Below are 12459 nucleotides of genomic sequence, written 5' to 3' on the forward strand. Positions count from 1 at the left end.
CGAAAACCCGCCTATGATACCGCCTTGTCCGTCCCCAGATACGCGCTGTCGGCGCGCAGCACGTGCGTGTCCCGCACCCGCCGCGTCAGCCCCGTCCGGTCGAAGAACTCCAGGATCTGGATCGCCCGCTTGCGACCCAGGCCGGTCGCATCGCGGAAAGCCGCCGCGTTCAACCCGTCGGGCTTGCCGGCAAGCTCGACCGCCAGCCGCGCCAACTGCGCCACCCGCTCGCGGTGATAGAACAGATCCTTCACCACCTGCGCCACATCGCCGCGCCGCAGCAACTTGCGCAACACCTGGCGCACCCGCTCTTCCGGCTCGCCTTGCGCGCGCGCCAGGTCGCGCACCCAGGGCGGATCGTAAGCGCCGGCGGCCAGCAACGGCAACAGGCGTTGCGCCAGTTGCGCCTCGGCCTCGGCCAGCGCCGCGGTGTGGCCGGGCAAGTGCAGCCAGGGCCCGTTGCGCAGCACCCGGCCATGCTTGTGCAGGTCATCCAGCAGCCCCAGCCACAACGCTTCCGGCGCCGCCGGCAGCGCCATGCGGCGCAGGCGCGAACCATCCGGCCCGGGCTCGTCCGGCGCGCCCTGGTGGAACAGCGCCAACGCCTGCTCCACCCGCGCCCGCAGCGCTTCCCAATGCGCGGCCAGGATCAGCGTGCGCGCGCCCTGCGGCGTCCTCGGCTCGATCCAGATCGCGCCATCCGGCGCCGCCAGGTCACGCACCGGCTTGCCCGCCAGGCGTTGCAGCGCCGTTTCGTCCAGGCCCAGCGTGGCCTGCGCCAGCAGCGGCTGCAAGCCGCCCCCCTCCAGCATGTCCACCACGCCTTGCAGCCATTGCATGCGCGCCGGCGCGCGCCGCTTGCGATCCGGCGCATTGGGGTCGAGCACCCGGCCGCCGCCGACCGTGCGCGTGGCCTGGGCGTTGCGCACAATGTAGCGGTCGCCCGGCATCGCGCATACCGCGTCGTCGAACACCAGTTGCACCCAGCCGGCCTGGCCCGGCGCCAGCGCGTCGGCCGACAGCGGCACCGCGTGCGCCACATGCCGGGCCGCGCCGAGGTGCACGTGCAGCGGGGTCCAGGCCCGCAGGGGCGCGTCGGCCGAGGGCAGCAGCGTCAACGCCACGTCGACATGGCGCGACGGCAGGAAGCAGCGCGCATCGGCGATCCAGTCGCCGCGCGTGATCGCGCTCTTGTCGATGCCCGCCAGGTTCAGCGCGCAGCGCTGGCCGGCCGCGCCGGTCTCGCTGGGCTGGTTCTGCGCGTGGATGCCACGCACCCGCACCCGCGTTCCGGCCGGCATCAGGCGCAGGTCGGCGTCGTCGTCGCCGACGCGGGCGCGCCCGCCATGCACGGTGCCGGTGACCACCGTGCCGTGGCCGGCGAGCGTGAAGACCCGGTCCACCGCCAGCCGGAACAGGCCCGCGCCGTCGCGCGCGCCGAGCGCTTGCGCCGCGTCGTCCAGATGCTGCTTGAGCCGCGCCACGCCCGCGTCGCCGCCGCGGGCCGCGCACAGTTCGAAGACCGGCGCGTCGCGCAGAAAGGTGTCGGCCACCAGTGCCGCGATCTCGGCCCGCGCCGCGGCCAGCCGGGCCGCGTCGGCGCGGTCGGCCTTGGTCAGCGCCACCGCGCCGCGCGCCACGCCCAGCAGTGACAGGATGGCCAGGTGTTCGCGCGTCTGCGGCATCACGCCGTCATCCGCCGCCACCACCAGCAGGCCGAAGTCGATGCCGCTGGCGCCCGCCGCCATGGTGTGCACCAGCTTCTCGTGGCCCGGCACGTCGATGAAGCCCAGCACATCGTCGTTGGGCAACGGCGTATAGGCGTAGCCCAGTTCGATCGAAATGCCGCGCGCCTTCTCTTCCTTGAGACGGTCGGTATCGACCCCCGTCAGCGCCCGCACCAGCGTGGTCTTGCCGTGGTCGATATGGCCGGCGGTGCCGACGATCATGCGCGCGGCTCCGTGGCTTGGGCGGCGAGTCCGGCGAGCTGGTCGGTGAAGGCGGCCTCGTCGCGCGCCTCCAGGCAGCGCAGGTCGAGCCACAGCGCGTCATCGGCGATGCGGCCGATCACCGGCACCGGCAAGCCGCGCAGGCGCGTCTCCAGCCGGTCCAGGTGCCGTCCGGGCCGGCCCTTGCCACGGTAGCGCGCCGCCAGCCCGTAGCTGGGCAGTTGGTCCACCGGCAAGGCGCCGCTGCCGATCTGGCTGAACATCGGCACCGCCTCGACCTCGTAGTCCGCGCCCGCCGCCTGCGCCAGCACGCCGCGCAGACGCTCGGCCAGCGGCTGGATCTCGCGCTGCGGCCGGGTCAGCAGGCGCAGCGTGGTCAGGCGCTGCGCCAGGAATTCCGGCGCCCGGTACAGTTGCAGCACCGGTTCCAGGGCCGCCAGCGTCAGCTTGCCCACGCGCAGCGCGCGCTTGAGCGGATTCTTCTTGATCTTGCGGATCAGGTCGGCGCGTCCCACCAGCAGGCCGGCCTGCGGGCCGCCCAGCAGCTTGTCGCCGCTGAAGGTCACCAGGTCGGCGCCGGCGGCGATGGTCTCGCGCACCGTGTCCTCGCGCGGCAGGCCGAACTGCGTCAGGTCCACCAGCGTGCCGCTGCCCAGGTCCACCGTGGCCGGCAGGCCGCGCGCATGCGCCAGCGCCGCGACCTCGGCCACGCCGACGCTCTTGGTGAAGCCGGTGACGGCGTAGTTGCTGCAATGCACTTTCATCAGCATCGCGGTGCGCGGGCCGATGGCGTTCTCGTAGTCGGCGGCATGGGTGCGGTTGGTGGTGCCGACCTCGACCAGCCTGGCGCCAGCGCGCTTCATGATGTCGGGGATGCGGAAGGCGCCGCCGATCTCGACCAGCTCGCCGCGCGACACCACCACCTCGCGGCGGTCGGCCAGCGCGTTCAGCATCAGCAGCACGGCGGCCGCGTTGTTGTTGACCACCGTGGCGGCTTCCGCCCCGGTCAGTTCGCACAGCAGCTCGTCGATCAGGTCGTCGCGGTCGCCGCGGCCGCCCGTGTCCAGGTCGAATTCGAGGTTGGCGGGCGTGGTCAGCGCGCGCAGCACCGAGGCCACCGCCTCGTCGGGCAACAGGGCGCGCCCCAGATTGGTGTGCAGCACGGTGCCGGTCAGGTTGTAGACGGCGCGCAGGCGCGGCGCGGCGGCGCGCGCCAGGGCGGCGTCGATGGCGGCCGCGACGCTGGTGTCGGCCAGTTCCGCGCGCGGCAGCTCGCCGGCCAGGGCGCGGCGCCGCAATTCGTCCAGGTGGCGGCGCAAGGCGGCCACCACCTGGGTGCGGCCGTGGGTATCCAGCGCCGGGGCCAGGGCCGGCCCGTTCAGCAGCCGGTCCAGCGCGGGAATGTCGGCGGCGGCGGCGAACCCGGTCATGGCTATTCCTCCTCGGCGCCGTGCCAAAGCAGCGGATTGCCGCTGGCGCGCGAATAGCCGGCCTCGCCCACCAGCACGTCCAGCATCAGGCTGGCGAGGTCGTCGGCCACCGGTTCCACGTGCAGATCCTTGTCCTGATAGAAGATCTTGCGGTAGGTGTGGCAACGGTCGCAGGTCTCGGCCTTGATGGCGGGCGCGCGTCCTTCGATGGCCTGGTAGGCCACGGATTCGACATCCTCGCAATGCGAGCACTTGACGCGCACCATATGCCATTGCGTGGCGCACAGGCTGCAACACAGGTAGCGATAGCCTTCGAACTGGCCGCCCACGCGCACCACGCTGGCCACCGGCAGGCTGGCGCAGACCGGGCAGACGCCGAACGGCGAGGCCACCGGCAATTGCTTTTCGTCGAAGCGGCTGGCCAGGTCGGTCCAGTAGACCTGCAAGGCGGCCATCACGAACGGCGCGGCGGCGCCATCGACGCCGCGATGCTGCTCCGACAGCACCGCCTCGGCCAGGTCTTCCAGCGATTCGGTGTCGTCATCGAGCGCGCGGCGCAGCGCGGCGCAGACTTCCAGCGCCTCGGCCGGCACGTCCTGGCCGCCAGCCACCTCGTCGACGAGCTGGCGCAGGATGTCGCGCCACAACGGGTCGCGCGGCCAACCCACGGCCTGCAGCGGCGGCATGCCATGGGCCTGCGCCAGGGCGATGCGGTCTTCCGACGCGGGCGGCGCATTGCAGCCGCGCAGGGCGTTGTGCTGGGCGTCGACCACCCGCGCCATCAGCAGCAGGTAGTCGGCCACCGGACTGTCCACGGCCAATTGCCGCAGGCGCGCCGCGCGCGTCGCGAAAACCGAATCGCGCGCCGGTAGCTGGATGCGGGGAATGGTGTTGTGATCGAGCGCCTCGATCTCGCCACGCGGAAGAATTCGCTGCAATTGCGTCTCCAGATAAACAAACACGGCTGCCGCCCCGCAAAGGGGAGGCAGCCGTGCGGTGGGATCGGGCGGGGCCGGCCCGGCGGGCCGCCACCGCCAGGTGGCGCCCGCCGCGCGAGGCCCGCTTACTTCGTCGTGGACTGCTTGCCGATTTGCTCGCGGAACCAGGCGCGGTGGTGCTTCCACGCCCAGCCCGCGGTCACGTAGCCGCGCAGCATCGCCGTGAGCGAGCCCTTGACCCAGATCGCCGCATAAATATGCACAATGATCGCGCAAATCAGCACCAATGCACAAACGGCATGCAGCACCGAGGCGGCGCGCACCACCCAGATCGGGAAGTAGAAGGCGAAGTACTCGCGCCAGATCACGATGCCGCTGGCGAACAATCCCAGCATGCACAGGATCAGCACGTAGAACAGCAGCTTCTGGCCGGCGTTGTACTTGCCGACTTCGGGCAGCTTGTCCTCGCGGTTCTCGACCACGTCATTGAGCTGGCTCAGCCACTGGCGGTCGGCCTTGGTCATCAGGTTGTGGCGCCACATGTGTCCGGCGAACACCACGAAGCAGAAGAACATCACCAGCCCGATGAACGGGTGCAGGATGCGGGTCCAGGGACCGCCGCCGAACAGGTTGGTGAGCCAGAACATCGACGGGTGGAACAGCGCCAGCCCGGACAACGCCAGCAGGATGAACGTGAGGGCGATGATCCAGTGGTTGGTGCGCTCGCCGGGCGAATAGCGCTTGATCCGGCGGTGATGGCGATCGTCACTCATGGCGCGCCTCCTCTTCGGCACGGCGTTCGTCTTCCTCGTCGACCTCGTTGCGGCCGACGCGGGCGTAGTGGAAGAAGCCGGCCAGCGCCGTCAGCGCCATGGCGGCCACCCCCAGCGGTTTGGCGATGCCCTTCCACAACGACACCATCGGGCTGATCTGCGGGTCCTTCGGCAGGCCGTGGTACAGCCCGGGCTGGTCGGCGTGATGCAGCACGTACATGACGTGGGTGCCGCCCACGCCCTGCGGGTCATACAGGCCAGCCTGCTCGAAGCCGCGCGACTTCAGGTCCTCGATGCGCTCGGCGGCGTGCTGCTTCATGTCGTCCTTGGTGCCGAACACGATGGCGCCGGTGGGGCAGGCCTTGACGCAGGCCGGCTCCTGGCCGACGGCCACGCGGTCGGAACACAGGGTGCACTTGTACGCCTTGTGGTCCTTCTTGCTGATGCGCGGCACGTTGAACGGGCAGCCGGTGATGCAGTAGCCGCAACCGATGCAGTTCTCTTCGTGGAAGTCGACGATGCCGTTGTTGTACTGGATGATGGCGCCTGGCGAGGGACAGGCCTTCAGGCAGCCCGGGTCCTCGCAGTGCATGCAGCCGTCCTTGCGGATCAGCCATTCCAGGTCGCCCTGCGGGTTCTCGTATTCCGAGAAGCGCATGACCGTCCAGGAATGCTCGGTCAGGTCGGCCGGGTTGTCATAGACGCCGACGTTGGTGCCGATCTCGTCGCGCAGGTCGTTCCACTCCATGCACGCGCTCTGGCAGGCCTTGCAGCCGATGCACTTGGAGACGTCGATCAACTTGGCCACGGACCCGGTGACGGGTTCGCGCACGCCGGGCGGCGGCGTGGTGGTGGCCGAGCGCCGTTTGATGTCGAGGGATTGCATAGACATGAGCGCTCTCCTAGATCTTCTCGACCTGCACCAGGAACGACTTGAACTCGGGTGTCTGCGAGTTGCCGTCGCCCACGAATGGCGTCAGGGTGTTGGTCAGGAAGCCCGGTTTCGCAATGCCGACGAAGCCCCAATGGATCGGGATGCCGACGTGATAGACGGTCTTGCCCTCGATGGTCAGCGGCCGCAGGCGCTTGGTGACCAGCGCCACCGCCTTGATATAGCCGCGGTTGGACGACACCTTCACGCGCGAACCGTTGGCGATGCCCAGTTCCTTGGCCATGACCTCGCTGATCTCGACGAACTGCTCGGGTTGCAGGATCGCGTTGATGCGGACGTTCTTGGTCCAATAGTGGAAGTGCTCGGTCAGGCGGTAGGTGGTGGCCACGTAGGGGAACTTGTCCACCGTGCCCATAGCCGCCAGGTCGTCCTTGAACACGCGCGCCGCCGGGTTGCTGGTGACGCCCTTGGCCTTCGGATGCAGCGGGTTGTAGCCCAGCGGCGTCTCGAACGGCTCGTAGTGTTCCGGGAACGGCCCTTCGGCCATGCCGGCGCGCGCGAAGAAGCGCGCCACGCCCTCGGGGTTCATGATGAACGGCCCCATGCCGCCATCGGGATTCTCGTCGCCCTTGAAATCGGGGATGTCGGCGCCGACCCAGGCCTTGCCGTTCCATGAAATCAGGCTGCGGCGCGGGTCGAACGGCTTGCCCGAGACGTCGCAGGAGGCGCGGTTGTACAGGATGCGGCGGTTGGCCGGCCAGGCCCAGGCCCAGTTCAGGGTCTGGCCGATGCCGGTCGGGTCGCTGTTGTCGCGGCGCGCCATCAGGTTGCCGCCGGGGCCCCAGGCGCCAGCGAAGATCCAGCAGCCGCTGGCGGTGGAACCGTCGTCGCGCAGTTCGGCAAAGCCGGCCAACTGCTCGCCGGCCTTGCGCGTGACCTTGGTCGGGTCCTTGGGATCGACCAGGTCGACCAGCGCCTTGCCCGAGTATTCCTTGGCCAGCTCTTCCGCGGTCGGGCTTTGCGGGTTGGCGTAAGGCCAGGACAGGTTGACGATGGGGTCGGGATACTTGCCGCCCTCTTCCTGGTACATCTTGCGCAGGCGCGTGAAGATCAGCGACATGATCTCGATGTCGCTCTTGGCCTCGCCCGGCGGTTCGGCGCCCTTCCAGTGCCATTGCAACCAGCGCCCGGAGTTCACCAGCGCGCCGTCTTCCTCGGCGAAACAGGTGGTGGGCAGGCGGAACACCTCGGTCTGGATCTGCGCGGGATCGACGTCGTTGGCCTCGCCGGCATTGCGCCAGAATTCAGAGGTCTCGGTGACCAGCGGGTCCATGATGACCAGATACTTCAGCTTGGAAAAGCCCTTGGTCAGCTTGGCCTTGTTGGGCGCGGCGGCCAGCGGGTTGAAGCCCTGCGCCAGGTAGCCGTTCATCTTGCCCTGGTTCATCAGCTCGTAGACCTGCAGCATGTCGTAGAGCTTGTCGAGCTTGGGCAGGTAGTCGAACGCCCAGTTGTTCTCGGCGGTCGCGGCCTTGCCCCACCAGGCCTTCATCAGGCTGACGTGGAACTTGCCGTAGTTCTGCCAATAGCTCAACTGGTTCGGCCGCAACGGCTTGAGCGCGCGCGTGGCGATGTACTTGCCGTAGTCCTGCTCGGGCTCGTTGGGCAGCGTCATGTAGCCGGGCAGCAGGTTCGACATCAGGCCCAGGTCGGTCAGGCCCTGGATGTTCGAGTGTCCGCGCAGCGCGTTCATGCCGCCGCCGGCGATGCCGATGTTGCCCAGCAGCAGCTGCACCATGGCGCCGGTGCGGATGATCTGCGAACCGATCGAGTGCTGGGTCCAGCCCAGCGCGTACAGGATGGTGGCGGCGCGGTTGGGGCTGGCGGTGGACGCCAGCATCTCGCAGACCTTCAGGAACTTGTCGCGCGGCGTGCCGCAGACGCGTTCGACCATCTCTTCGGTATAGCGCGAGTAGTGCTTCTTGAGCAGTTGGTAGACCGTACGCGGGTGCTCCAGCGTCGGGTCGGTCTTGACGTAGCCGTCTTCACCGCGCTCGTAGTCCCAACTGGCCTTGTCGTAGCTGCGCTTGTCGGCGTTGTAGCCGGAGTACAGGCCCGCGTCGAACGCGAAGTCCTCGCGCACGATGTAGGAAAAGTCGGTGTAGTTGCGCACGTACTCGTGCTGGATCTTGTCGTGATCCAACAGGTACTTGATGACGCCACCCAGGAAGATGATGTCGGTGCCGGTGCGTATGGGCGCGTAGAAGTCCGCCACGGATGCCGAGCGCGTGAAGCGCGGATCCACGACGATCAGCTTCGCCTTGTTATGGGCCTTCGCTTCCGTGACCCATTTGAACCCGCAGGGGTGGGCCTCGGCGGCATTGCCGCCCATGATCAGTACTACGTCCGCGTTCTTGATGTCGACCCAATGGTTCGTCATCGCTCCACGGCCAAACGTCGGGGCAAGACCTGCCACCGTCGGGCCATGTCAGACACGGGCTTGGTTGTCGAACGCCAGCATCCCCATGCTACGCACGGTCTTGTGCGTGATGTAGCCCACCTCGTTGCTGCTTGCCGAGGCGGCCAGCATGCCGGTGGTCAGCCACCGGTTGACCGTCTTGCCGTCTTCGGTTTTTTCGACGAAGTTGGCGTCGCGGTCGGCCTTCATGAGCTTGGTGATGCGCGTCAGGGCCTCGTCCCACGACATCCGCACCCACTTGTCCGAACCGGGCGCCCGGTATTCCGGGTACTTCAGGCGGTTGGGGCTGTGGATGAAGTCGATCAGCGCCGCGCCCTTGGGACAGAGCGTGCCGCGGTTGACGGGGTGGTCGGGGTCGCCCTCGATGTGCATGATGCTGGCGCGGGCATTCTTGGCGCCGTCGCCCAGGCCGTACATCAGCAGACCACAGGCGACCGAACAGTAGGGACAGGTGTTGCGCGTTTCCGTCATGCGCGCAAGCTTGTACTGGCGCACTTCGGCCATGGCCGTGCCGGGGGCAACCCCCAACAGGGCCAGGCTCGAGCCAGCCAGCGTGGTACCGGTCACCTTGAAGAACTGGCGGCGGTTCATGTTGACCATGAAACACTCCTCTCCGGGTGAATAGGGGGAAGCCGCGGGCCGATCAGGGGAAAAGCCCTACGAATTCCAAGGATATGCAAGCAAGTATAGGCGCAGCGCAGCCGAGTTGCCATGCCTTGCGTCCCCCCGGCCTTGAAATCGGGCGATGAGAACCGATTTACCGCCCGGATCGGGCTTTTTCGCGGATTTTGGATGATCGCGAGACTGTTACCATTGCCGGCGGCGGGTTCCGGCCCGCTTTTCCGCCTGTCCCGCCTGCCCGTTGGAGCGCCGATGCGCCGTTTTGCCCCCCTGGCCCTGTCCCTGTTGCTGGCCACGCCGAGCCTGGCGCCGGCCGCCGCCAAGCCGGCGCCGACCCCGGCGGCGGCGGCCACCGAGGCCGCCCGCGAAGCGGCAATGCAAGGCTATCTCTACTTTTACCCGCTGCTCACCCTGGATCTGACCCGGCGCCAGTTCACGCATCCGTCGCAGGGTGCCCAGGGCGCGCCCGCCAATACCTTCCTGCACGCCCGCGCCCTGCCGCGCCCCGGCGCGGCCACGCCCTGGGCCAACCCCGACATGCTGCGCAGCACCGCCTGGCTCGACCTGAGCGCCGGTCCCGTGGTGCTGTCGGTGCCGGACAGCCAGGGGCGCCTGTATACGTTGACCCTGCTGGATCTGTGGAACGAGGCCTTTGCCACGCTTGGCAAGCGCAGCACCGGCACCGCCCGCGGCAATACCGTGATCGTGCCGCCAGGCTGGACCGGCACCCTGCCCTCGGGCATGCCGCGCATCGACGCCCCCACGGCGCACGTCTGGGCCCGAGCCCTGATCCAGACCGACGGCCCGGCCGACTATCCGGCGGTGCATGCGCTGCAGGACGGCTTTACCCTCACGCCCCTGGCGCAGTGGAACCTGCCGCCGCAATCGCAACGGATCAAGGCCGACCCCTCGCTGGATCTGCAAACGCCGGTACGCGAACAGGTCGAGTCGATGCCGACCGACGCCTTCTTCACCTATGCGGCCGAGCTGCTGCGCCGCAATCCCGCGCACGCCACCGACCAGCCGGTGCTGGCCCAGTTGCGCCGGGTCGGGCTGATCCCGGGGCGTCCGTTCGACTTCGACAAGCTTGACCACCCGGCCAAGCAGGGCCTGCGGCGCGGCCTGCGCGAAGCGCGCGAACGCATGCAGGCCGCCGCTGGCGTCAGCCTGACCCGTGTCAACGGCTGGCAACGGGAGACGGCCAGCGTCGGGGTCTACGGCAACGCCTATCTGCGGCGCGCGCTGTCGACTCAGGCCCAGCCCGGCGCGGGGCTGCCCGAAGACCTGTCGGCGCTGCTGCTGGCCGCCGACAGCCTGGGCCGGCCGCTGGACGGCGCGCATCGCTATACCCTGCATTTCGACGGCGGCCAGTTGCCGCCGGCCGGCGCGCTGTGGTCGCTGGCCGCCTATGACGCGCAGGGCCTGCCGGTGGCCAATCCGATCGAGCGCTACGCGCTGGGCGGACGCGATCCGCTGCAATACAACGCCGACGGTTCGCTCGACCTGCTGATCAGCCACGCCGCCCCCGAGCCCGGCGCCCAGTCCAACTGGCTGCCGGTGGCGGCCAGCGGGCCGGTATACGTGCTGTTGCGCGTCTATGGCCCGGATCCGGCCTTGCTGGATGGGCTGTGGGCGCCGCCGCCAGCGCTGCGCGACGAACCGGCGCCGGAGCCGGAACCGCAGGCCACGCCAGCGCCCGCCGCCGCCACGCCGGCGGCCCGGCCCGCCGAAGCCGCCACGCCCGCCGTCCCCGCGAAGAAACCCTGACAAACCCGCCGCCGACGGCGTCATGACAGGGTTTCGCCACTACCATAGGCGTTTTGTCGCCGAGTAGAACGCCCGCCATGGACGAAGCCTTTAGCCACCAACTGTCGATGACCATCCTGATGACGCCCGATATGGCGAATTTCTCGGGCAATGTGCACGGCGGAACCATCCTCAAATATCTCGACCAGGTCGCCTACGCCTGTGCCAGCCGCTATGCCGGCCAGTACGTCGTGACCCTGTCGGTCGACCAGGTCGTGTTCCGCGAACCGATCCATGTCGGCGAGCTGGTGACCTTCCTGGCGGCGGTGAACTACACCGGCCGCACCTCGATGGAAATCGGCATCAAGGTGGTCACCGAAGATATCCGCAAGAAGCTGGTGCGCCACACCAACAGCTGTTATTTCACGATGGTGGCGGTGGACGACAACGGCGCGCCCACGGCGGTGCCGCCGCTGGCGCCGCGCAACCTGGAGGAAAAGCAGCGCTTCGAGGCCGCCCGCCTGCGCCGCGAGCTGCGCCAGGAGATGGAACGGCGCCATAACGAGATCAAGCGCGAGACCACCCACGAAGGGGCGTGAGCCCCCACGCCTCGCGCGCTAGCTGCCCTCAGAGGAGGCTGCCCGCCTTTGCGGCGGCGCGGCCACGGCCGGCTCGCGGTCGCGGCCGACCATGCGCTTCAGACCCAGCCACTGCTGCGCCCAGAAGCCCTGGCCGTAGTCGCGGCCGCCCAGCTCCGGCAGCTGGTCATGGACGCCGGTGGGGCCGTAGCCGACGCCGAAACGCGCCGAGCGGAACAGCACATCCCAGACTGGAAACAGCGCGGCGAAGTTGTAGCCGCCGACCGGCCCCGGCGTCGAGGCGTCGTAGGCGATGGAATGGTGATGGCGGTGAAAGCGCGGGCTGACCAGCAGGCGTTCGCCGATGGCGCCGAAGTGCAGGCGCAGGTTGGCGTGCGAGAAGCTCTGCGCCAGCTGGGTAATGGCCACGATCGCCACGAACTGCGCGGGCGGCACGCCCACCAGTTGCGACACGAACACCACCAGCACGTCGCGCAGCATGTCGTCCAGCAGGTGGTTGCGGTCGTCGCTCCACATGGTCATCTGGCGCTGGCTGTGGTGCACCGCGTGCAGCGCCCAGAGCCAGCCGAAACGGTGCTGGGCGCGGTGATACAGGTAGTCGACCAGGTCGAACAGCAGCAGGTAGATGATCAGGCTGACCCAGGCCTGGTCGGTGACGCCGGGCCAGTACTGGTCGAGCTGGAACGGCGCAAAGCCCCAGACGTGCAACTGCCCGAAGATGCTGTCCCAGAACGGATCGACGGTGAAGAACAGGGCCAGGCGGAACAGACCCAGACGGTGGATCAGCGTGTAGAGCACGTCGATGCCGATCTGGCGGCGGTCGGTGACCGGCTCCACCGGGCGCAGGCGCTGCAGCGGGCCGAACACCAGCAGCAGCACCGCCACCTGGAGCAGGCCGACCAGCAGCCACATGGTGGCGTTGTAGCCGTCCTCGATGAAATTGCTCATGCCCAGGTGGAACAGCGCCGGCTGCACCAGGGTTTCGAACAGCCATTGCTGGCAGTTCCCGAACCATTGACTAAGCGTATCCAT

General features: G+C 68.6%; 9 protein-coding genes. 2 read left to right on the forward strand and 7 right to left on the reverse strand.

The window, feature by feature from the left end; translation table 11 throughout:
* Positions 1–11: 11 nt before the first annotated feature.
* The 6 genes from selB to fdnG form a co-directional block, all read right to left on the reverse strand.
* Positions 12–1949, reverse strand: coding sequence for a selenocysteine-specific translation elongation factor (gene selB / locus ACN6O8_RS12145; protein ID WP_427991294.1), 1938 nt, complete (start codon positions 1947–1949; stop codon positions 12–14).
* Entirely contained in the window at positions 1946–3379 is a 1434-nt protein-coding gene (gene selA / locus ACN6O8_RS12150; protein ID WP_427991295.1) for an L-seryl-tRNA(Sec) selenium transferase, read from the reverse strand. Before selA ends, selB begins: the two co-directional genes overlap by 4 nt.
* A gap of 2 nt (positions 3380–3381) precedes the next feature.
* On the reverse strand, positions 3382–4317 hold the full coding sequence (gene fdhE / locus ACN6O8_RS12155) for a formate dehydrogenase accessory protein FdhE (RefSeq protein ID WP_427991296.1): 936 nt from the start codon (positions 4315–4317) through the stop codon (positions 3382–3384).
* A gap of 125 nt (positions 4318–4442) precedes the next feature.
* Entirely contained in the window at positions 4443–5090 is a 648-nt protein-coding gene (locus tag ACN6O8_RS12160) for a formate dehydrogenase subunit gamma (RefSeq protein ID WP_427991297.1), read from the reverse strand.
* On the reverse strand, positions 5083–5982 hold the full coding sequence (fdxH, locus tag ACN6O8_RS12165) for a formate dehydrogenase subunit beta (RefSeq protein ID WP_427991298.1): 900 nt from the start codon (positions 5980–5982) through the stop codon (positions 5083–5085). The genes ACN6O8_RS12160 and fdxH overlap by 8 nt, the downstream gene beginning before the upstream one ends.
* A gap of 10 nt (positions 5983–5992) precedes the next feature.
* Positions 5993–9061, reverse strand: a complete 3069-nt coding sequence (gene fdnG / locus ACN6O8_RS12170; protein ID WP_427991299.1) for a formate dehydrogenase-N subunit alpha — start codon at positions 9059–9061, stop codon at positions 5993–5995.
* 273 nt (positions 9062–9334) lie between these two features.
* Between fdnG and ACN6O8_RS12175 the strand changes: the two genes are divergently transcribed.
* Together ACN6O8_RS12175 and ACN6O8_RS12180 are read left to right on the forward strand one after the other, a co-directional pair.
* Entirely contained in the window at positions 9335–10849 is a 1515-nt protein-coding gene (locus tag ACN6O8_RS12175; protein WP_427991300.1) for a DUF1254 domain-containing protein, read from the forward strand.
* Between the two features lie 77 nt (positions 10850–10926).
* Positions 10927–11427: an acyl-CoA thioesterase gene (locus ACN6O8_RS12180; RefSeq protein ID WP_427991301.1), complete on the forward strand. Its 501-nt coding sequence runs from the start codon at positions 10927–10929 to the stop codon at positions 11425–11427.
* A gap of 18 nt (positions 11428–11445) precedes the next feature.
* Here ACN6O8_RS12180 and ACN6O8_RS12185 read toward each other — a convergent pair whose 3' ends face one another.
* Entirely contained in the window at positions 11446–12459 is a 1014-nt protein-coding gene (locus ACN6O8_RS12185) for a sterol desaturase family protein (protein ID WP_427991302.1), read from the reverse strand.

The sequence above is a fragment of the Achromobacter sp. genome (assembly GCF_050285565.1).
Lineage (GTDB): Bacteria > Pseudomonadota > Gammaproteobacteria > Burkholderiales > Burkholderiaceae_B > Achromobacter.